The organism is Natrinema salinisoli (assembly GCF_020405205.1).
Classification (GTDB): Archaea; Halobacteriota; Halobacteria; order Halobacteriales; family Natrialbaceae; genus Natrinema; species Natrinema salinisoli.
On the sequence record NZ_CP084469.1, the window covers coordinates 76,303 to 97,282 of the forward strand.

General features: G+C 55.9%; 21 protein-coding genes. 15 read left to right on the plus strand and 6 right to left on the minus strand.

The features are described from left to right. Window positions 1-5: 5 nt before the first annotated feature. From LDB05_RS00400 to LDB05_RS00425, 6 genes are all read left to right on the plus strand, one after another. Window positions 6-605, plus strand: coding sequence for a hypothetical protein (locus tag LDB05_RS00400; protein WP_226005952.1), 600 nt, complete (start codon window positions 6-8; stop codon window positions 603-605). Next, window positions 605-1,858: an ATP-binding protein gene (locus LDB05_RS00405; protein WP_226005953.1), complete on the plus strand. Its 1,254-nt coding sequence runs from the start codon at window positions 605-607 to the stop codon at window positions 1,856-1,858. Before LDB05_RS00400 ends, LDB05_RS00405 begins: the two co-directional genes overlap by 1 nt. Window positions 1,859-1,948: 90 nt before the next feature. Continuing rightward, complete coding sequence (locus tag LDB05_RS00410) at window positions 1,949-2,641, plus strand: hypothetical protein (RefSeq protein WP_226005954.1); 693 nt, start codon at window positions 1,949-1,951, stop codon at window positions 2,639-2,641. 4 nt (window positions 2,642-2,645) lie between these two features. Continuing rightward, window positions 2,646-3,206, plus strand: a complete 561-nt coding sequence (locus LDB05_RS00415; RefSeq protein ID WP_226005955.1) for a hypothetical protein — start codon at window positions 2,646-2,648, stop codon at window positions 3,204-3,206. A 122-nt stretch (window positions 3,207-3,328) separates the two neighbouring features. Beyond that, window positions 3,329-4,345 (plus strand): hypothetical protein, encoded by a 1,017-nt coding sequence (locus LDB05_RS00420; protein ID WP_226005956.1) that lies wholly within the window; start codon window positions 3,329-3,331, stop codon window positions 4,343-4,345. A 369-nt stretch (window positions 4,346-4,714) separates the two neighbouring features. Then, entirely contained in the window at window positions 4,715-6,724 is a 2,010-nt protein-coding gene (locus LDB05_RS00425) for a helicase HerA domain-containing protein (RefSeq protein ID WP_226005957.1), read from the plus strand. A gap of 48 nt (window positions 6,725-6,772) precedes the next feature. Here the strand turns inward: LDB05_RS00425 and LDB05_RS00430 are convergent, their stop codons facing one another. The 4 genes from LDB05_RS00430 to LDB05_RS00445 all read right to left on the minus strand — a co-directional run bounded on the left by LDB05_RS00430 (window position 6,773) and on the right by LDB05_RS00445 (window position 9,649). After that, window positions 6,773-7,291, minus strand: a complete 519-nt coding sequence (locus tag LDB05_RS00430; RefSeq protein ID WP_226005958.1) for a hypothetical protein — start codon at window positions 7,289-7,291, stop codon at window positions 6,773-6,775. Between the two features lie 6 nt (window positions 7,292-7,297). Continuing rightward, window positions 7,298-8,674 carry a ThiF family adenylyltransferase gene (locus LDB05_RS00435; RefSeq protein WP_226005959.1) on the minus strand — a complete coding sequence of 459 codons (1,377 nt, stop codon included), beginning with the start codon at window positions 8,672-8,674 and terminating at the stop codon, window positions 7,298-7,300. A gap of 126 nt (window positions 8,675-8,800) precedes the next feature. Then, complete coding sequence (locus LDB05_RS00440; RefSeq protein WP_226005960.1) at window positions 8,801-9,292, minus strand: hypothetical protein; 492 nt, start codon at window positions 9,290-9,292, stop codon at window positions 8,801-8,803. 27 nt (window positions 9,293-9,319) lie between these two features. Beyond that, window positions 9,320-9,649 (minus strand): hypothetical protein, encoded by a 330-nt coding sequence (locus LDB05_RS00445; RefSeq protein ID WP_226005961.1) that lies wholly within the window; start codon window positions 9,647-9,649, stop codon window positions 9,320-9,322. Between the two features lie 185 nt (window positions 9,650-9,834). Between LDB05_RS00445 and LDB05_RS00450 the strand changes: the two genes are divergently transcribed. Further along, complete coding sequence (locus LDB05_RS00450; protein ID WP_226005962.1) at window positions 9,835-10,329, plus strand: winged helix-turn-helix domain-containing protein; 495 nt, start codon at window positions 9,835-9,837, stop codon at window positions 10,327-10,329. Here the strand turns inward: LDB05_RS00450 and LDB05_RS00455 are convergent. Further along, entirely contained in the window at window positions 10,326-10,478 is a 153-nt protein-coding gene (locus tag LDB05_RS00455) for a hypothetical protein (protein ID WP_226005963.1), read from the minus strand. The genes LDB05_RS00450 and LDB05_RS00455 overlap by 4 nt on opposite strands. 89 nt (window positions 10,479-10,567) lie before the next feature. Between LDB05_RS00455 and LDB05_RS00460 the strand changes: the two genes are divergently transcribed. The 8 genes from LDB05_RS00460 to LDB05_RS00495 all read left to right on the plus strand — a co-directional run bounded on the left by LDB05_RS00460 (window position 10,568) and on the right by LDB05_RS00495 (window position 19,815). Then, entirely contained in the window at window positions 10,568-10,870 is a 303-nt protein-coding gene (locus LDB05_RS00460) for a hypothetical protein (protein WP_226005964.1), read from the plus strand. Window positions 10,871-11,035: 165 nt separating this feature from the next. Beyond that, complete coding sequence (locus LDB05_RS00465) at window positions 11,036-11,338, plus strand: hypothetical protein (RefSeq protein WP_226005965.1); 303 nt, start codon at window positions 11,036-11,038, stop codon at window positions 11,336-11,338. A gap of 386 nt (window positions 11,339-11,724) precedes the next feature. After that, window positions 11,725-12,696 (plus strand): hypothetical protein, encoded by a 972-nt coding sequence (locus LDB05_RS00470; RefSeq protein ID WP_226005966.1) that lies wholly within the window; start codon window positions 11,725-11,727, stop codon window positions 12,694-12,696. 89 nt (window positions 12,697-12,785) lie between these two features. Then, window positions 12,786-13,403, plus strand: coding sequence for an MPN domain-containing protein (locus LDB05_RS00475; protein WP_226005967.1), 618 nt, complete (start codon window positions 12,786-12,788; stop codon window positions 13,401-13,403). A 75-nt stretch (window positions 13,404-13,478) separates the two neighbouring features. After that, window positions 13,479-13,772: a hypothetical protein gene (locus LDB05_RS00480; protein ID WP_226005968.1), complete on the plus strand. Its 294-nt coding sequence runs from the start codon at window positions 13,479-13,481 to the stop codon at window positions 13,770-13,772. Then, entirely contained in the window at window positions 13,769-15,724 is a 1,956-nt protein-coding gene (gene fsx1, locus LDB05_RS00485) for a fusexin 1 (RefSeq protein ID WP_226005969.1), read from the plus strand. Before LDB05_RS00480 ends, fsx1 begins: the two co-directional genes overlap by 4 nt. Window positions 15,725-15,737: 13 nt before the next feature. Further along, window positions 15,738-18,947, plus strand: coding sequence for a CARDB domain-containing protein (locus LDB05_RS00490; protein WP_226005970.1), 3,210 nt, complete (start codon window positions 15,738-15,740; stop codon window positions 18,945-18,947). Window positions 18,948-18,975: 28 nt separating this feature from the next. After that, the gene (locus LDB05_RS00495; protein WP_226005971.1) at window positions 18,976-19,815 is read left to right on the plus strand and encodes a hypothetical protein; all 840 of its coding nucleotides are present in this window, start codon (window positions 18,976-18,978) and stop codon (window positions 19,813-19,815) included. Between the two features lie 3 nt (window positions 19,816-19,818). Here LDB05_RS00495 and LDB05_RS00500 read toward each other — a convergent pair whose 3' ends face one another. Then, on the minus strand, window positions 19,819-20,826 hold the full coding sequence (locus LDB05_RS00500) for a hypothetical protein (RefSeq protein WP_226005972.1): 1,008 nt from the start codon (window positions 20,824-20,826) through the stop codon (window positions 19,819-19,821). Window positions 20,827-20,980: the final 154 nt, after the last annotated feature.

Sequence of the window (20,980 nt, forward strand, 5' to 3'; positions counted from 1 at the left end):
CCCCCATGAAACTCATCCACTTCGGTACGTTCACCGTCTTCCTCGCCGGGACCCTCCTCGTCAACCTCCGCTACCCGATCCCCGCGGTCCTCACGTACGGATTCATCGTCATCCTCGGCGCCACCGCAGTCGCCTGGTACTGGATCCACGCCGACCCGCTTACCCGAGACCAGTCAAAATCTGGTAGGACACGACTCCGTACATCGCTCTCCCCACAGGATGCACCGGAGCGGGTGAACAGGTATCTCCGGGAAACACCTGGCCGCCGTCCAATCGACTACACCAACCGCCGGAAACTCCATGACGACACCAAGGAGGTGAAACTGGATGGAGAAAAGAAGAAAGCGTACGCCGTGATCGGCAAGGAACAGGATCTCAAAAACGACAAAGACGTCGAAACCGTTCGCGTGATCTGGAACCTGACCGACGACGAGTTCGTCACATACGATGGCTGGGTGCCCGGCAAGCACCGGACGGATCCCTGGTTCAACAAGGACGAGTGGCAGCACCGTGAAGGCTACCGCGCCGACCAGAACGAACAGTCCACCCGCGGAAACCAGGTATTCGTCAACACCGGGCCACCGAATCACGATGGTGATGCATGATGAGTTCCGAGATCTACCGTGGAAACCGCCGGTTCATGGACTTAGCGGACCGGACACACCGCCGTTATCTTGAACCAGGTGACACCCAGTCCGAGCCGCCCGACTACAATCAGCGCGTTCCAATCGGCCGCGACAAACACACCGGTGAACTCGTCGAATACGATGTAGCGGATCACGACCGGATCGGCATCTTCGGTACCACCGGAGCTGGGAAGACCACGTTAGCCAAGGCCATCCTCTCCCGGCTGTTCAAAGGCGGTGTCAAAGTCCTGCACGCATCGGATATCAAGAACGACTTCCACGATATCGATAACGAGCCCGGTGTCTCGAAGGAACTGATCGACGAGGCCGGGTTCGCGCCCGGCGAGCAACGAACCCCGATCCCGGTCGAACTGTTCATGCCGCGATTCCTCTACAACGAGTACCCGAACAATCCACCGTACTACCTGACACCGTTTACCCTGGGATTTCAGGATATCTCCGATGCCGATCTCAAATACCTGATTCCGACGAACTCGACACGGCAGAAGGTCGTCCTGAATAATGTGCTGGACGCAGTACCGCCGAAGGCTCGATCATTTCCACATCTGAAACAGGTGATCGATGAGCAGGAGGAGGCTCCGAAGAACGTGCGGCGGGCGTTGAAAAGCAATCTCAGGTCGCTGAAGCAGGAGCAGATTCTGAGTACGCGGTACCAGAAGGATCCACTGGAGAAGTTGGATGAGCAGGTCGTGGTACTGGCATTAGAGAACTGGGATCGGTACAAGCGGCAGGGGTTGGAACTGGTCGAGATCTACGTCGCGTTGACGCTGCGCCGGTTGAAAGAGCAGCTCCGTGACGGAGACCTCGAGGGGCCGGTGATGGTGTTCGCGGATGAGGCGCACGCGTTCTGCCCGGCCGGAGACGACAGCATCTCGAAACGGGAGTTCGTCGATCTCGTGGACCTGGGCCGGGCGTACAAAGTGCCCATGATGTTTGCTTCACAGCATCCGGCACAGATTCCGAACGAAGAGAACTCGGACCGGTACGACGTCCTCGGATCGATCAACCACTTCTTCCTGGCACCGAACCTGCCAGAGAAAGACTGGAAACAATGTCTGAAAGCGTCCGGGTTGTGGCGGCAGTACGGCAACCGCGATATTTGGCGGGACCGCTTCGCCTCCATGGACCAGTATGAATTCATGTACCTCAACAAGGAACGCGGGACGCATCAGGTAGTGCAGCCGTTGGCACCGCTTTGTGCCCACTCCTGACACTCCAGTTGTGGTGAATCCTGTTAGTATTATATCCCCTGCTTCTCGTAGGTCGCAGTATGGTATACATTAACACACCGGTGATATGGCATGACCGCTGATTCAGCGGACCGGAGAGAGTACGATGTCAGAACCGGAGACACGTTCTGTTCGATGGTGCTTCGGGAGAATGAGCGCGACGACGGCTCAGTCAGTTACCGGGTGACATTCCCGGAGGCTCTCGAGTACGCAAGAATTATCCGACGCAAGAACACGGTGAACTGGTTCTGTGACTTGGAGCAGAAACGTGTCATGGTTGCAGACCCGCAGAAGCCGTGGGAGGACACAGACCGGTTCCACTGGGTGAACGCATCAAAAGTGGATGGTGGGAAAGTCACTACGATCCCGAAACCGCTGTTCACCGGCGGCATCTTCAATGTCGATTCCCCCGGTGATTTTCTATACGCGGAACTGGCGGAGCTGGACGAACGTGACTTCTGTCTACGGGCAGACCACCTGTACCTGGCCGTGTCGCCGTGGGACTGTCTTGCCGGTGATGCCGCGTTCCTGGTGGCGATTGAGGACTACATCGACATGTTTGACGAGGCCGCACAGGCAGGGGGCATGGCCGGTGGCCGGGAGCTGGCAGAAAATTTCGTTGACGAGGACGATCTGTTGGAGGATCACAGCCTCAGTATCGAGAAGTGCCTGGAGAATGCGGAGACCGCGCCGAACTACTGGCCGGATTCTGCTACCGCGGAGGATGATTCAGATAACGCGGATGAAGCAATGGGGGTGGACTAATATGGTGCCTGATATAGAACCCAGGACAGGAGAATGGGACGCACAGGAGATCAAGCCACCGCGAGAGGTAAATCCTGACCGGGATAAGACGGTGTTTGATTCGGAGACAGGAGAATGGAAAACGATTACTGAGGCAAAGCAACAGGCGGAGGAGCGTGCTGAGAACCAGTACTTGCATCGTGCGTCTCGCTTTGACCTGCCACCTACTGAAAAGCCGCTTCCTCCGTCGCACCTCAGTGATCAGAACGCTTCCGTATTTGATTCGGAGAGGGGTGAGTGGATAACGGTGGAGGAATCACGGCGTCAAATGGTTCTGAATACTGTTCAAACTGCTGAGGACGATACAGATTACGTCTACTCTGAAGATGCAACAGGAGTTATTGAGGAGGACGTAGGGAAGCAGGTGCGGGGTCTAAATGATGAGGAAGTGGGAGAACTTGTTCGCGTTGATTCAGAAAAGATACATATTAAACCTGTTTTCCGTAAAGAGGTTATCTTCTGGGGGCGTGCCGCAGTTCAGGTTACCGATGACTATGTGAAGGTATCCGCCGAATTCAACCGATAGCACCAGCATCAGTCGATGAACCCACTATGATCCGGCGTGTTATGTTGGAATTATCATCCCTGCTTTAAATTCTGTACCGCTGTGTATCTGTACGGACAACAAAAATAGGTGAAGCCCTAGCGATGCTTGAGCAGCAGCTCTACACGTTTGACGGCCTCAACGAACTCTACGAAACAGCGGAAGCCCTCCCAGACGCGGAACGGTTCGACGTGTACGCTCATCGGCCCACAAATGATCCGGACGGTGACGACCCCGGTGACTGGGAGCAACTCGGGTACCGGGACTCGCTCTGGCTCGAGGAGAACGCCGTGGGTGACGTCTCCAGCAATCGTGATTTCTATCATGTCCACGATTATGGTGATATCGTTGAAGGGGTCGGCTCTGCCTTGGAACCGTACGAGGACACGGTGCAGCCGAAGGGTCACGTTCGACTATCCGAATCTGGGCATAAGATGAGCGCCTACGTTGACCTTGAGGGCGTCGAGGCGGAACCGGTGGATGGTGACGTGATCGATATGGGTGTGAAGGTCCGGTCCGCGCACACCGGGTTCCACGGCACGAAATACGACATCGGGGCGGAACGGATGATCTGTTCGAATGGGATGATGGCGTTCGTTTCCGATCTCCAGTTCGACCAGACCCACGGCGAACCGTTGAACTACGGACTCGCACAGCACGCGGTCGACTCCATCATTGAGGGGACAGACGTCGTGGAAGATCGGCTGGAGCAGGCGACCGAGTACACGTTTCTGAGCGACGAGGAAGCAATGCTGGTCCTGTTCGACCTCGGACTCGACGCCTACCTCGAAGATCCCGTGGAACTGGCTGAGGACGCACTGAACGCCGAGAAAGACCATGACGACCAGCCGCCGACCCTGTACGATGCGTACAATGTGGCGACCCGGTTGATCACGCATGAGGCTGAATTGACTGGTGATGACCGGGATTACGCCCTCGAGCAGGTAGGGAACCTGCTGGATCGTCACGGGTCATTGCCGGATACGGCGGATCTCGGGCAGACCGCGGTTGAGAACCGGGTGTCGGAGCATGCGGGCACTGACGATGATGGCGTGGAACTATACTGGGAGAACGAGGAGGAAACGCTGCACAGCCTGATTGAGATGTACAGCGACCGCTGAACCATGGAATACTTTGAGGACAACCCGCCGGACCTGTCGGACGCGTATGCACGGTTGGAACGGACCCAGACATACGATGACCCCGATACGTATGAGTGCATCCAGTGCGGTGGTCCGGTCAATTTCGTCCGGAACGATATCCGTGACCACATCGAGGTGGAATACTACCGGTGCCAGGATGAACAGGGGTGTCGGCAAGGTGGTGAACGCGTCTACGACCGGGCAGGTGAATTGATCCGGACGGCAGGACCGGTATTCGACGACGTTTGCTAGTCTGTTACATCTGCGATCGGGGTGAGAACATGGAGGTGAGCGACAGTTACGCGTGATGCGAAGAGAACACCTGATGTAACGCGGCTCCGTCGGTTTGTGGAGCAGGCTGGGATCGCGGACAACGACCGGGTACAGAACCTGTTAGCGGTTGCGGCGGCCTCACCGAACGAGACCGTGACGCGACAGGTTCATCGTGTTCTGCAGGTGGCGGCGTCTCAGCATTCGCAGTATCCGTTCAAGACTCCAAACGTTCGAAGTCTGGCGACGGTGCCCGGTGACTGCCTGTACGAACTCAACCTTGGCCACATCCTCAACTCGTCTTCCGCGTTCACGCTTGGTGAGAACGTTCTCACCCGGCATATGCTCATCACCGGTGAAACCGGCGCCGGCAAGACCACCTTGATCTACAACCTGATGAACGAACTCTCAACCCCGTTCTGGGCGTTCGATCTCAAAACGGATTACCGCCACCGCCTCCAAGCCGATCCTGCTCTCGTTGTCCTCCCCTGGGACAGGCTCCAGTTCAACCCGCTCCATCCGCCGCCCAGCGTTTCGCCGCGACGATGGGCGCAAGTCTTCCACGAAGTATTCGGCGATGCCTACGATCTACTCGGACCGTCACAGCACTACCTACTACCGCATCTGCTTGACCTATATCGCGACTACGATGTCCTCGAGGACACACCAGACCCAGAGACTGCGTTCCCGACGATGCAGGATCTATACGAATACCTGCGAAAGCATGGAGAGACCGGTCGGATCACATCAAATTACAAGGACCGGCTGACCAGTCGGCTCCGTGCTACACTCGCAGCGACCAATCACCTATTCGACGCACAGACCGGTGAACCGTTCCCAGAGCTGCTCAAGGAGGGCCTTGATGTCGTGTTCGAATTGGACGGCTTGGCCGCCGACCACCAGGACTTCATCATGGAGTGGCTGCTGGTATGGCTGTACACGTATCAGGCAGCACAGCAGGACCGTGGTGACGGCCTCGAACACGTCCTTATCATGGACGAAGGTAAACGCGCCTTCAGCGTCTACAAGGAACGATCCGATGCCAAGGGCTTGCCGACGATCGACACGGTACTCGCTAAACTCCGCGAATTCCAGATCGGTGTTGTGGTTGCGGACCAGGAGCCGTCGAAGCTGACAGACTCGTTGCTCGCAAACACGCATACCAAGGTCCTGTTCCGTATCGGGGATCATGACCAGTTCCGGCGGATGGCGGAATCCATGGATCTGGATCGGCGGCAACGTGAGTTTGCGACCGATCTCGGTGTCGGTCATGCCGTGATCCGGAGTGGAGTCGATGCACCCGTCCCAGTTGATCTCCATGATACCGCGATAACGAAGACGGTGACCGATACCGAACTCAAGAGCCAGATGCAGGAGACGTGGACACAGCTTATCCCTGGTTCTTCTCCCGTAACTGGTAGTAGCAAGCAGGCCATCGAACAAGCATCGTTCAGCCCTGAACAGGCTGGTTCCCGCGAGAAACCAGTTGAAGAAGCAGTATCTGATAATGCGAAGGAACTGCTGCGGGATATTGCCCATCATCCATTCAAAACCCACCTTGAGCGGTACGAATTATTCTCTGAATCGAGCCCATCACAGGGGATTACAGCGAAGAATGCGTTAGAAGACGCGGGCCTCATCCGCGAACATACGACGGTGGACGAATCCGGGAAACGGAAGCTACTGGAACTGACGGATCATGGCCGTCAGTACCTCGAGGAACAGGATGTCGATATCTCCTATCGTGGGCGTGGCGGTGTCGTCCATCGATATTGGCAACACCGGATCCGTGACCTGTTTGAAGAGAACGGGTATGAGGCCCGGATCGAATCGGATGATGCGGATGTCGCAGTCAAGGCAAACGGTGGCCGGATTGCGGTCGAAGTAGCAATGCGTGACCGCGACCGGGAGATTCAGCATGTGGCAGATCGCCTTGATACCGGGTTTGATGGTGTGATTACCGCGTGTCGGAATCCGAACGTTCAGACCGGGTTACAGGAGAAACTCACTGATTCAGCCATCCCTGAAGATCGGGTACAGCTTCGGCTGTTCCGTGACTTCTTCAGCCACGATACTCTGCTCTCGTAGCTGGTTCGACTGGTTTTCTGGTTCGCCAAAACAAGAAACGAACAGAACTTACTCCCTGTGCTCGTCAATCTCGTTCACCAGATCCTCAATACTCTCACCATCCGGTGCCGCATCAGCGTCAACCTGCTCCGGATCCGGGACCACCGTGTAACCCCCACCCGATTGCTGCTGGCCGCCACCGCCGTGTTGCTGCCCCTGCGGTTCCTGCACCGGTTCCTGCGGCGTGGCCTGTGGCTGGTCCGCAGTTCCCGGGTCAATGCCACTGACCGGGCTGAGTAAGCTAGCTATCTGGAACACAACATGTGGACGATCATCCTTCTCGAAAAACCCGCGAACAAGATAGATACCGGCAGGTATCAACGGAAACAGGACCTGACTATTGATCAGGGCCAGCCCCGCTTCATCGCTATAGGGGATGACGGATGCTGCGGACACCGCGAAACCCATGAGCGCGGTGAACAGGTATGGCGCTACCACCCGTTTCGGGGCGATAACCGTCACGATGATGGTGAACGCCAGCACCTGCCAGAACACGTCCATCGGCAGGACAAGCGGTGACGCGGCCATACCTAGTTATTCGCTGTTCTGTGCAAAGAAACTGGTCACAGTCTCGGGAATGACGTACTCCTGTGTCGCCGTCTCCTGCTCATCGGGTACTGGAGCGATATCATCCACAAGCTCCTCGATATCGTTGTCGTCAATCCCGGTGTCTCCAACCGATCCTGTGTCGCCAGTTCCGACGAATCGACTGCAGGTATAGCACTGGTCACTCTGCCGCGTGTCCGCCGCCACCAAGTCCTTCGAGACTGCGTCGTATATCACGGACCCGGTCACCGATTTGTATCCGGTGACGATACGGACCATTTGGTCAATGGCTTCGGCCGCCGCGACCGCATTCAGGTAGTTCACGGCCGGTTCCGGCGTTAACGCAGATTCAGGGATGTACCCCTCGTCAACTTCGGTTTCGAGTACGCCGTCTGGCAGTCCTTCCCGCCGCAACTGCTCACGGTCGATCCGGCCCACACACTCGAAGCAACCGGTGTTCGTCCCCGGAACGATGGATTGGACCGTAGTCCCCATCACCTGTATCCGGGTATCGTCGTCGACATCGATCCGGCTCCCAGCGTCGACGTACGGGATGAGATGCCGGGCAGCGTATTCGTTCAGCCAGACGCGTGGCGCTATCCGGTCTAGTCCGGCGACGATGATGTCCACATCGAGGTCTGTCAGGTACTGTGCGGTCTCCTCGACCGGGAGCGTGATGATCGTGGTCTCTGCTCCCGGAACGTTTCGGACGTACCACTGCTGCATGACAGCGGCCTTGTACTGATCGACATCCTGCAGGGTGGCCTGCGGTATCCGCGGCAGGTTGCTTTCCTCGATCCGATCCATATCGATGAGCGTCACCTGCCGAACGCCGAGTCCGGCCAACCCTTTCACGAGCTCGCTGCCGATCCCACCGCACCCGACTACCGCGACATGCGTCTCCCGCAATTCCTGTAACGTGTCGGCGCCGTAGACGCGGCGTGTCCGGTCATGCAGATCGTCATCACCCGGTTCTACCGACTTCTGTCCGGTTTCTGCTGTGGCCGGTTCCACCCGATCCTGTTCGTCGAGCGTCCAACTGCCGACGATCGTAGTGTCTACCGACGTCCGTGAAGAATCACCGTAGACCTCGGTGACACGGAGTTCGTCTTGAGTGAGGACACCGAATAGGACACGACGATCGTGCAACGCGTGTATCCACGTACTCCCGGTCATCACAGCGTCATCGTCCGTGGAGAACCAGGCGTCAGCGGTGAACGGATGACTATGGATGATCAACGGGTGCCGGCTGTGGGCGACGCACTCATCGACGAATGCAGTCTCGTAGTCGTGGCTGATCTGGCATTCGGTTTCGCCGATCGCCGCCAACTTGTTGTCCGGAACAACGGTACAGTCCGCGACCACGAGGTCGTAACCGCTCTCGGCACACTCGAGAACGGCCGCCCGTTCCAGTCCGTCATCCTGCAGCAGGTCTGTGGTCAACTGGTCGATGACGGTGGCCGGAATACGGAGTTCGGAAGTCATAGTCGGTCAGGTGGCGTTGTAGACGTACCGGAGCGGTTCGTCCTTGTCCGGGTAGCTGAACGATGCCATGATCAGTTTCAGGAACCCAGGGATGCTGGATTCCTTCTTCCGTGGATCGAGTCCGAGGTCGTGGGCGCACCACAGGGCGTACCCCTCCGGACATTTTTCGGCTGCCTCTTTTCCAACCCCCTCTCGAATCCGTTTGCGTGGAATCTTGTGCTCTACTCGTCCGTGCCGGTAGTCCATGTCTTCGGGGATGTAGACGTACGGCTGACTCTGCGGCCAGTTGGTAGGGAACTGGACGATGAGTGGTGCCAGGTGGTTCGGACCGTTTGGAACACCTTTGTGGCGGCTCTGCCACTGCCGCCGATTCTTCAGCACCCAGCCGGTTGGGTAGTTGAAGTTGTGGATGACGATTCCATGGTACTTGTCGGTCCCCGTAACATGGTATCGCTGCTTGAGCTTGGCGACGTCCTGTTTGAAGCGTTGTGTATCCATGGTATGGAGAGGGTAGCTACAGTGTGGTTATCCGAAAGGGGCGTTCGGTTTCAGAGCCAGCGTTTCACCGTCTCCAACGTATTCGGTGATCACGTCGTCATCGTTCAGGGTGATGGTGCGGCCGGTGGCATCGGTATAGACGGCGAACGTGTCCTCCGCGTTGAGTTCGTCCTTCAGTACGCCGACTTGCGTCCCGTTGGACCCGGAGACGATCTCGTACCGGTAGGTGTCACCCTTGTACGTAACCGTGACGCCCTGGATCATGTGGTCGGGCGTGTCCGGCGGGATCGGTCCCGAGCGGTAGTTCGTGTCATCCTGTGGAATGACGATCTCGTCGTCTTTCAGGCTCTTCCCCATGTGAGCAGCTAACGTGGCGCAGTAGATTAACTATTTCGGTCATATTAACCTAGTAGTGTAGTGGATCAACGCGGGCATGGTGATCTGCCATGGTCGTGGTGGATGGACCGTCATGGCGAAGTGACCGCACTGCTCGGTGTGAACCATTCAGTAATGTTTACTGTTTAGAACACTTATCGCCGGATATGGCTGATGACGGGGTGGACGCAGACCCAGAAGACGGCGATGTTGATCGGTGGGAGACGGTCGCTGATCTGTTCACGGCAATGGCGCATCCGGTCCGGGTAGCGATCCTCGAGTCGCTGGTCGGTGATGAGGATCGGCCGTTGACTGAGGTTGCAGACGCATTTGGGTATTCGCGGTCGGCGATCCAGAAGCATGTGGAGACGTTGGAGCGGGCGGAGGCCGTGTACCGGCCGGAGGAATCCGGAACAACGTATGCGTTGACGCCGTTCGGGCAGTACTTGGGAATGCTGCTGGTGCGTGATAGTGGTGTTCTTCACTCTGCGATGCTCCAGGCTGATGAGGCGGAGGAGGACGCGGAAGAGGAGTTCGCGGACGTACCGTTGGGAGAGAAGGCGATGAAGAAGGCGGTGGCCGAGCGGAAATGGGAGTTGGTCGGTGACGAGCTCGAGGAGGAGCTGGCCGAGTTGTTCCCTGCCATTGACGAACAGGACTAGCAGTACCGCCATTCCCGGTATTTCTTCTCAAGACGCGGGATGAGAACGTTCTCAATCTGTATTTTCATGTAGAGCAGGCAGAGAGCCAGAAAGAAGAACACTACCGTGAGTACGGTGTCCACGGCAGAGGTGTGGATCTTCTCAGGCACTATCAACGCCTCTACACCGTGTTTCTCTCGACTATTTACATAACAATAGCTACTTATTTAAACTGGCTTTTCCCGTACGTGAAACAGGTATGTTGTCCAGTGTTGCTGCGGAAATCGTCGCATGGATGACGATGTTCCGCGTGGAAATCTTCGCAGTAGGCATCACTGTTTCTCTCATTTTGATCTTGAACTGGGTGTACGAGATAGTTCCATCCCCGTTTTCCTGGGTTCAGCCGGTGGCTGCTGCCGTTATCCTGTTCTCAATCTCGTTTATTTGGACGTACACGGACGGAGGCTGGGCGTTGTTCTTTGACCGTGTCTCATATATTACACTGGGTGCCGCGTTTGGCAGTATCATCGCCCCGGTCCTGAAGAAGTTCGAGGTGATTTAGCGTGGCTTCGACTGGAGATATGAATATTGGCGGCGTCCGCAGCCGCTCTATCGTGTTGCGTACCTCCATGGTTGGGTACCCGTTGAGAGGTACGCGGACAACTGATACCTGTTCGGCGTCCGGCCGGGGTGCCGAGAAAATCCCCGTCGCTGGAGGTGATAGTGTATGGCACTACGTGATACAGCGGAGTCTATGGTCGGCTGGAAACTCTCTCTAGCGTCGGCGCTGGCGATGCTGGTGTCCGGATTGGTGCTTCTAAGTGCCGGTCTCCGCCATATCTTCAGTCCGGCAGAAGCGCTGCTGGCGGACCTCCTGGACATGATCAACTTGGCTGTTGCAGCTTCGCCAGAACTCAGTCTGACCGGATTCCTGTGGCTGCTCTCTGTCCTGGTCGGAACCTCCGTCGCAGTGACCGGGATCTACCTGCTCTGGGCGTTCGGTCAGATGGTCTGGAACCTGATGGAGTAGTACTGGCCACCAGTTTCCCTTCTTTTCTTTTCTCTTCTCCCTCGCACCATCGAGATTACTTATATAAACCATCTTTATTGAATACGAATATAGTATGTGCATCCTCAAGCCACGATATCTGTGGTTCACGGGTGCAGTCAAACACTACTGCAGGAGGGGGAATGATCTGTACGCGACGACCGAGGACGGCCGACCCGGTCAAAGGTCCGGCCTGCTGACGAACGGTGCAGCTGTCCGCGTCCACAGGCAGCGGCCCAGGACTACATATCGGCCGGTTGGAAGCGACAGCCCTCATCGTACTTTTCCAGACGTAGATCACAGCCCCGGCTCTCTGCAGAAACCTACGACAATGCTCGGGTGTGCCCCGAGGGAGGTGAAAATCACGAATGGGACTCTCAAGTAAGCAGTTCTACATCGTGCTCGGACTGATCGCACTGATCATGGTCGGAACCGGTCTGGCAGCGTTCAGTCTGAGTGTCGGCGATACCGGAGACGACACCAGTGACGCTGACGACGGTGATCTGAAAACGATCGAGGAATCCACCGTCAAGCTGAAGGCCGGTGCCAGCGGTGCTGACACCGTCTACTTCTTCAGCGAGGAACCAGACAGTGAGTACCCGGTGTACCACGGTGACCACGTGGACTTCGACGCTACAGAGGCAACGGACGGCCTGCAGGAGGGTGTCGACTACTACTCGGTCAGCCTGGACAACGACACAGCAACCACAACCAGCAACCATCCAGTCATGGAACCAGGCGAGTACCACTACGTAGTGGTTGACGGCCAGGATCAGGTCCACCCAGCGTTCGGTAGCGTTGAGATCGATGGTGAAGTTGCTGAGTACAAGCTTGATCGCGACTACCAGCAGCTGGTCAACCTGCCACTCGACGAGAAGACCACCGCTGATTCCAGCGATGTTTCCACGCAGACACAGGTAGAGTCGGGAGACAACGTTTACTCACCGGCCACCTCACTGCGCGGAAACAGTCAGGATGGCTTCGAGACTGTGCAGACGGTGACGCACACGATCGAAGTTGACAGCGGTGCGATGTACCTCGGTGACATCAACTTGGGCAGCGTCGACAGCAACGCAAACGTCTCCGAAGCAGAGCTCGCCTCTGCAACGGTTGACGGAGAATCTGTTGACGCCCTGTCCGACGTCGATCTGACCGATCACGATCTCGAGAGGGACGTGTTCGGTAGCAGTGACGATCCTCGGAAGGCGACTGACGAGGTCGTGCTGACGTTCCGCTTCGAAGCGGAATCAGACCTGGCTGACAGTGAAAGTGTTGTCTCTGGCATCAGTGTCAGCGACATCTACGACGCATCCACATCAAGCCTCTCTATCACAGGATAAGCTCTGTGATAGCACGCGGAGCGGTCACGGGGTAAGCCCCCGGCTCCGCCTTTTCCCTTACTGTAGACAATTGTGGAGGAGAGGTACCGATGCCCAAAGTCTGTGAAATCCGTATAGGGAGTCGCCGGATAGCAGCGATTTCCATGATGGTCCTTGTCGCTGTCGTCCTCCTGTTTTCGTTCACAGATGCAGGGATGTACGTCCGGTTCGCATTGAACAACCCGACCGGGTCCCTGTCGATTGCTGAGACAACGGGAAACGAGACAGATGTCGATCTCGTTCTCCATAGAGAGGATGCAGAGTTCCTCTCCCGGTCGTCAGCACCGAGTATTGGATTTAATTTTTTTGCTCACGAGAAGCTGTACTGCCTCGAACTCCGGGATAACGAGATAGTGGATGTTCGTTGGGCGGACCAGATCAATTACTCCGATTACGATGAGGTGTCCGGGACGTGCCGGCAGGAACTCCCAGAGTCGTTGCGAACTGAGATGGGGATCGCTCATACACATCCACGGTATAGTGACGAACTTTCTGAAACTGACAGGGAGGTTTCACCGCCATTCACAGTCACATGCTTGATCTTCGACGAGGTGACAGAGATCCGTGGCAAGGTTCACGGGATGCGCTGTTGGTCAGTTCCTGAGGAAGAAGGTGGTGCAGAACAGGAACTCGAGGAACTTGAGTTGGCGATCGTCGACGGAGAGTAGGTTCCGAACGTTCAGATCACGGATTAGATATATAAACCGTTCTTCAAGAATACTTGTGTAGAGGGGAGCATAGTTTTGGCCGTCGACCGGCGTGTACTGATAGCAATTATACTTGTTGTAGTCGCTGGTCTCGCGTTCTTCGCCAGTGGTTCGTTGAACGTAATCGACCCCGGCGATAGCTGTGAGTGGCAGGACGTAGAAATCGAGGGACAGCAGTTCGATTCCCTCGAGGATTTCCGTGATGCAGCCGAGACACAGGGCGTCAACTTTGACGATACGTTCGGGGACGTTGCCTTCCGTGAACGCGATGGCACACTCCAGTTCAGGCCGGATCAGTGCGGTGTCAAGGAGGTGCCTACTGACCAATGAACTCGGAGAACAGATCGTGGCGTGACCAGTACCCTGTGAAGCGGACTGGACTCGTTGCCGTCTTCGCTGTTCTGCTCATTGTGGCCGGGACCGCAGCAGTAACCTCGGTCGACCGTGTCGACTTCCAGAGTAATAGTGCGTTCTTTGACGGAGAGACGTTTGTAATAAGCTATCTGTCCGACTTCTCGACCGACCAGATCGACGTGTTCCTTGATCAGGATGACCTGTCGGATGCGGCGGACGGCGAAGTCGATCAAGACCTCTCGATCTCCGTTGAGTCACAGAACACATTTGCCGAATACAGTATCAGCGATTCCGTGGAGCAGGACCTGGTGAACCTGGAACCGATCAAATCAGACCGGTTTTCATCAAGTGATGAAGCGGACGACTGGGCTGTCCAGAACTGTTACGATATCGGGCAGAACGGTAATATACAGTATGTGGTCCAGTCCACACTAACGTTTACCGGGACCAAGTATGAGGTGTACTGCGCCCGGTACAACGGTGAGTGGGGGCCGATCGGGAACATCCAGACACCGCGGGAACTGTTCGAGACCTCGTGGCGAGTGGAAACGGACGGCGAATCTGCACAAACTGCGACCCTGTCGAACGCGGATATCGGTGAAGGACGGACCACACGGATCGGTGACCACGTAATTGTCGAATGGAACGGAAACGCCGACCTTGGCCGGAACCCGCCAAACCCGGGTGACGAGGGAGCGGCCGCGTTGTATATCCGTACCGCGAATGACTGGCGTATTATCTCCGAATCCCGGTACGATAACTGGGATAACTACGTCCGTGACACACTGCCGACCCGGTACGATGACTGGGCGAAAGGAAGTATCGATCAGGACGAACTGCGGAGAGAGATTCAGAGTCGGGCAGAAACCGCGTCCAGCGAATACTCAAGCAGCGACCTCGCCATGGCGTCAACGTCCGGTGATGCATCGTCTGGTCATCTCCGGTTGAACATGGATGGGGAACTGGCGTGGCCGCAGTTCTCAGTATACGTTGACGCCTGTGAAGACGATGGTCAGGACGAATGTGACGCATATATTCGAGTCAACAAGCCAGTCGGGACGCCGGAGATCGTGTCCACAGATGGTGACCGGTTCGGTGAGATGGAGTCTGGAACCGTGTCGATGACCGTGGAGAACGTTGGTGACGGTGATGGCAGTTTTTCGGCACGGATCCGTTCTTGTTCGTCCGGGTTCGGGTTTGATGATTCGCAGAAAACACGGTCCGTATCGGAAGGTGGCACTGTAGATTACCAGTTTGATGTGTCGTTCCAGACGGATGCGGACTCGGAGGTGACCGGGCAGTGTACGCTCGAGGTCGCGAACCAGGAAGGGTTCGCCGTCACGGATACGGTCGAAGTGGTTGGTATTCCGGAGGAGACGTGCCAGCCCGGGGAACGGTTCCATCGGGTCGATGACCGTGGCAGGTACACGATATACCAGTGTTCGGAGGACGGTATGGACATTTCCGTAGTGGAGGAATGTAGCTTGGACGAGATTGCCCAGATCGTCGACGGCAAACTGCAGTGTGTCGAAGAGGAGGTTCCGCCTCCCGATGGTGAGGGTCTCTGGGATCAACTGACCAGCAGTGTCTCCAGCACCGTCTCAAATATCGTGGACACGGTAACGAGCCCGTTTGAAAATCTGCTGCGGACGGTCGGACTGATCGCGGCGATCGTCGCGTTTGGATTGGCGTTCAATGTAGTAACGCATCCACGGATGGAGGCAGTTATATCGGTGATAGCAGCTGCGGTACCGGTATCCGAGGAGGTGATCCGAGCCGTTCTGGGAGTGGCAGTCGGTGTACTGGCCGCGTATCTCGTGTTCGATGTCCTCACGAGCTGGTGGTTCTATCTTCTGTTGATCGTTGGTGGAGCAGCGTACCTGTATCTCCGTGGTCCGATCCGAGCAGTCAGTTCGCTGGCGACATAGCCAGTTTTTACGTGTGTTATTTAAAGAAATTTCACTCATCTATTTATATACTGGTAAGTGGGAGGGGATCACGATACGACGGACACGGACAAAACTCGTACTGGTGCTGATACTGCTTCTGCTGTTTATCGGTGCTGCATCAGCGCAGACGGTTGGTATCTCCGGCTCCGTCACGACGAACAGTCCATACAACTATGAAGACAGTAACGGCGCAACTATCGATGTGGAGTTTTCTATCTCTTCAGACATCGACGTAGACTACGATGTGTATGTACGAGGATTCCAGCGAGCAACTGGCAGCCATACCGGGGACACGACCCAGTCAACAACGTATACGGAAAGCATCGACATTGATGGAGGTGCGGACATCCCAATCAAGGTCGAGATATACGATGATACGCAATCATACGACAGTGACTCGGTGGCAATTGATTTCAACCAGCCTAGTGCGCCGAGCATCACTGTCAACAGTGCACCGAGCGATGAGACGGTGAGTTCCGGTGGGTCTGCTACGAAGTCGTGGGACTGGGGGGTAACACCGGATATTGACCACAGTATAGATGGGACAACCAGGCTTGACGTAGATGGTTCTCTGGCGTACGAAAGCGTATATAACGGTGATGAAGGATCTCAATCGTACAGCCACAGCGATTCCTACGACGGTGGAACCTATCCCTGGGAGATCACCGCAGAACAAGAATACTACTACGACGGCACGCAGACAGAGAGTACCACTGAGTCTGGCAGTTTCACGATCACCGAGGAATCCCCAGCGAACTTCGATGTCACGATCGACAGTACGAACAGTCCCGTCACCGCAGGAAACAATCTCGAGGTTACCGGTACCATCCATAACACTGGCGACGAATCCGATACACAGACAATCACACTTTCCTGGGGCGGTGCAAGCTGTGACAGTGCTAGTATCTCGTTAAGCGGTGGACAGAGTACGACCGAAACGCTGTCCTGTTCAACCGGTAGCGGTGATGCCGGCGATTATACAGCCGAACTCTCCAGCAGTGATAACAGTGACTCCACGTCGATCACGATTGAACCCGATATCACGTTCAATAGTTTCACTCCGTCAGACAGTGCAACGGGCGTCTCGAGAGATACCAGTCTCGCCACAGATATCACCGAGGGGAACGGGAACGATGTCGCGGTCACGTTTTACTGGGGAAACGACACCGAAATCGGGCGAGTACCGCCCTCCGGATACACTGGTGACGGTGAGTTCACCAAAGGTCTTGACAGCGATCTAGAGTACGGAACGACGTATAACTGGTATACGGTGGCGGAGAATGAGCATGGCGGGACGAAAACCAGCGGGACGAAGTCGTTCACCACGGAGAGTGCGCCGCCGGACCCAGCCAATTTTCAGGTCTCTATCACCGGGACAAACAGTCCGGTCACCGAGGGGGAGACACTCGAGGTCACTGCCAGCATCGACAACACAGGCGATGAATCCGACACGCAGACGATCAGCTTGGACGTGTTGGGCGAGGCGTGTGATTCTACGTCCGTCTCGTTGAACGGTGGTGCCTCGACCTCGGAGACCTTGACATGCGGGACGTCCGACGGCGATGCCGGAACACATACCGCAACGGTCTCCAGCAGCGACGACAGTGACAGTACCTCGATAACCGTTGAAGAGTACACTGCACCTGCCAACTTCTCCGTGGACATCACGAGTTTCGACTGGGAGGTAACGGAAGGTGACACAGCCACGTTCACGGCCGATATCGAAAACACCGGTGACGAGTCCGGGACGCAGACCGTGGAACTGTACTACGAAGACGAATCCACGGTCGACGACAGTACATCCGTGTCGCTGAACGGCGGTCAATCCACGACAGAGACCTTTTCGTACACCACGCAGGACGGGGATGCCGGGACACGGCAGTTCACCGTTCAGTCCGAAAACGACAGTGATACCGTCGGCGTCACAGTCAACGCACCGGCCGAGTTCAACGTATCCATCTTATCCACGAATGATCCGGTGACAGAAGGCGAACAGCTTGTTGTCGAAACCCAGGTGGAGAACGTAGGGGACGAACCCGGTGAGCAAGACGTCGACCTCGAGTTCAATACCCAGGTCGTGGACACCGCGGCGATCACGCTTGACAGCGGCGGATCCACGACAGAGAACTTGACGTACACAACACAGTCCGGGGATGCTGGCAGCCAGTCTATCACGGTCCAGTCAGAGGATGACACTGCTTCGTCGACGGTCACCGTTGAGGAACTGAGATCGGATGAAGCCTCGTTCGCGTTACGGAGTCCGTTCAACGGTGCAACCTTCGAAGAAGACAACACCGTCACGTTTGATGTCGGTGTGACCGCTGACTTTGCGGGAGACGTACACATCGTGGTGGACGGGAATAGCGCGTTCAACGACACATACAACGGATCAGGGATAACGGCAGACTATACCTACAGCTCTACGTTCTCCCCGGACACCCACACATGGTACGCCCAACTTGTGGAAAGTGACGGGACCATCCACAATTCGTCCGAACAGGGGTTCTCAGTCGTAAGTAGTACCTCAAATGACGACAGCGGCAGTACCGGTGGTTTACCGTCCTCATCATCAGACGACGATGATGACGAGGAGATCTTGGTCCGGTTCGCCGACACACAGCTTTCCGCACCGTACGAATCCAAGATCGAACGGTCGTTCGTGATCGAGAACTACGGTCGGGAATCTACGACCGTAACACTGGAGCGGAACGATGAGTCTCCCGGCTGTGAGTACGTCATGATCCAGGAGTCGGTAGACGGTGATGCGTTCGGTTCAGGAGGTGAGTACACGTTACGGCCATCAACCGATGTCATCACGGATGCATACGTTGAACGAGTTGCTGTCCGCATCGATATGCCGAACGCCGACACGTTCGCGGATACAGCGGAGGACGGCAAACTGCGGTGCGGGTTTGAGACGAGTGCGACGAACGGCGGTATCGAAGATCTGACCGTCACGGTGGAACCGGGTCGGGATGTGTTCGCTGTGATCGATGAGTGGGTTTCAGCCCGGACGGACATCGTGTTATTTAAAGAACGGACACAATGTTTAGATGTAGAGACATTGCTGCAGGATGGCCCCGAGGCGTGCCCGGACGACGAGGTACTGACGCATCGGTGGCCGACACGGTTCACGTGGTCCGTCCTGTTCCTGCTCCTGCTTGTCGCAGGCGGTAGCTGGATGGTTCGACGCTACTACTAAGAGGGTGAGAAGGCTGGGCGAGAACTCGTTGATACCGGAGGAGGAAACCCCGTTCAACCTGTTCATGGTAGCGATTTTGCTGGTCGCAGCCTTTGCTACGGCCGCATTGACCTTCTTCGGGATTCAGGAGCAGAACATGAACTTTATCGCGATCGGGCTCTCGTTCGGATTCTTTCTCCTACTCGGGGTTGCGTTCACTCGGGGAGAAGTACTGACCGGTCCAGGCACGTTTTCACAGGTTTCAGCCGCGTACTGGCTTGGTCACCTGCCGTTCCTGGTGTCGATGCCGATCGGAGGAAGTCTCAGCCTGTTCTCGGCACCGACCGATGCACATCTGTCGATGGTGCAGCAGGCACCGATCTACATCCAGCACAAGGTGAACCTGTGGATGGCACCGATCATTGAAACCGTGACATTGCTCGGGTTTGTGGCCGTCCTGTTTATCGCGATCAGACGCGGTACACGACTCGAGACATCTGGTGCGTTATCTGTCGCAATCACCCTGATCGGCACCGGATTCGCACTGCTTCACGGCGCACGTACCCCGGCGTTCTTCTTGTTCGCGTTCGCCTCGTTCACCGTCTGGACTGTCATCGTGTTCGGTCACGACCTCGGTTGGTGGGAGACATCGTTGATCCCCGCTGGCACCGCATTAGCGGTTGCTATGCATAAGGGGAACAACCACGCGGACCAGCAGATCGGCGTGCTTGAGTCGTGGCAGGTGATCTTGTCTGCTCCTGAGCCAATCGTCTATATTTCGGCCGGGATTGTCTTATTCGAAGTACTGGCTGTGTTCGGCACGATGTGGCTGATTGTGTCGTACACGGTTCCATGGATCAAGCCAGCTGTCGAGAAAGCACGGAGATAACGGCTATTCGTCCAGCATCGACTTTTTCACACCGATCAGTTCCTCGTAGAGCTGGATTCCCTGTTCTAAGACGCCATCTTCTACGATTGAACTGGAATGGTTTTCGTGATATCCCTCCACGTTGTGAGCGTAGGAATTTCGCTCATCCCTGATCTGGTCAATCACCTGGTAGTCTCGGTCTTCGAGGGTCCCGAAGAACCGGGACGCATCCAACGATGGTTTGAATCGCCAGTCTGAATAGAATGCTCCTGCGGCCTCGTTCTGCTGGAGTTCGGTCATCGTCTTGGTCCGAAGATCCTTCACGTAACCTTCAAAGAACACGGATAAGAGGATCACAAGCATCTGAACCCGATCATTCCGGTAGGCGCTGAGCACCTCATTGAAGTGAAACACTTCCGGGTCAAACGATTCGACAACGTCTGTATAGCTGATTTCTCCTTGTCTCGATTGTTCGGCGTAATCTTCTGCAAGACGAACGATCTCGGTTACGAGGGGGGCGTCCACGAGTTCATCTACGTGCTGAATAACGGCTACGTCCTCATCGGAGGTGTCCACCTCTTCAATGGACTCATCACTATCCTCGAGGAGGAGCACTCGCCCAGCTTTGAACGGCATCCCCGCCTCAGTGATGTTTTGATCTCGTCCGATCTTGACGAGAGTGTTCATATAATCCTGTCTAACACCTAGAACGGTGCGGCTGACCCTGACATCGATTGATGCGATCGGCAGCTGTATTTGTGTGTCAGGAAACCACCGATCAAGATTCTCGATGTGATCCAGTTCCGGAATCGGATGTTGTGGTGAGAACGCGATCAGAATATCTGATGTGCCAGACTCGGGTTTTGAGCCTTTGATGATCATCGACTCAATTGAGGAGGAGAGTGGTCGCTTATTGGCTTCGACAACAACCTCATCCAGCCCAGCATCCTCGAAAATTCGCTCAAGTTCTTCTGCGACTTTTTTGACGACAGGCTGCTGACCGAGAGCGGCTGTAGCTGTAAGCGGTCCCATTCCCTGATAAAGTCGTGTACTGTCAAATCAAGACTCTGGTTTCAGAAGAGAAATTCCGTTTGATAGTGGTGTGTTCGTCGATATGAGCAGGAACCGACCCATACCTATTTAATTCAATTTTGATAGTATTTAAACAAGTTCGGTCTGGAACCGA

What these genes read in the sequence shown, in the direction of transcription:
- LDB05_RS00450 (WP_226005962.1), top strand. Translation starts at nt 9,835, where the DNA reads ATGGCTGATGACGGGGTGGACGCAGACCCAGAAGACGGCGATGTTGAT.
- LDB05_RS00440 (WP_226005960.1), bottom strand. Translation starts at nt 9,292, where the DNA reads ATGGATACACAACGCTTCAAACAGGACGTCGCCAAGCTCAAGCAGCGA.
- LDB05_RS00410 (WP_226005954.1), top strand. Translation starts at nt 1,949, where the DNA reads ATGACCGCTGATTCAGCGGACCGGAGAGAGTACGATGTCAGAACCGGA.
- LDB05_RS00405 (WP_226005953.1), top strand. Translation starts at nt 605, where the DNA reads ATGAGTTCCGAGATCTACCGTGGAAACCGCCGGTTCATGGACTTAGCG.
- LDB05_RS00460 (WP_226005964.1), top strand. Translation starts at nt 10,568, where the DNA reads ATGTTGTCCAGTGTTGCTGCGGAAATCGTCGCATGGATGACGATGTTC.
- LDB05_RS00470 (WP_226005966.1), top strand. Translation starts at nt 11,725, where the DNA reads ATGGGACTCTCAAGTAAGCAGTTCTACATCGTGCTCGGACTGATCGCA.
- LDB05_RS00475 (WP_226005967.1), top strand. Translation starts at nt 12,786, where the DNA reads ATGCCCAAAGTCTGTGAAATCCGTATAGGGAGTCGCCGGATAGCAGCG.
- LDB05_RS00400 (WP_226005952.1), top strand. Translation starts at nt 6, where the DNA reads ATGAAACTCATCCACTTCGGTACGTTCACCGTCTTCCTCGCCGGGACC.
- LDB05_RS00465 (WP_226005965.1), top strand. Translation starts at nt 11,036, where the DNA reads ATGGCACTACGTGATACAGCGGAGTCTATGGTCGGCTGGAAACTCTCT.
- LDB05_RS00430 (WP_226005958.1), bottom strand. Translation starts at nt 7,291, where the DNA reads ATGGCCGCGTCACCGCTTGTCCTGCCGATGGACGTGTTCTGGCAGGTG.
- LDB05_RS00500 (WP_226005972.1), bottom strand. Translation starts at nt 20,826, where the DNA reads ATGGGACCGCTTACAGCTACAGCCGCTCTCGGTCAGCAGCCTGTCGTC.
- fsx1 (WP_226005969.1), top strand. Translation starts at nt 13,769, where the DNA reads ATGAACTCGGAGAACAGATCGTGGCGTGACCAGTACCCTGTGAAGCGG.
- LDB05_RS00445 (WP_226005961.1), bottom strand. Translation starts at nt 9,649, where the DNA reads ATGGGGAAGAGCCTGAAAGACGACGAGATCGTCATTCCACAGGATGAC.
- LDB05_RS00420 (WP_226005956.1), top strand. Translation starts at nt 3,329, where the DNA reads ATGCTTGAGCAGCAGCTCTACACGTTTGACGGCCTCAACGAACTCTAC.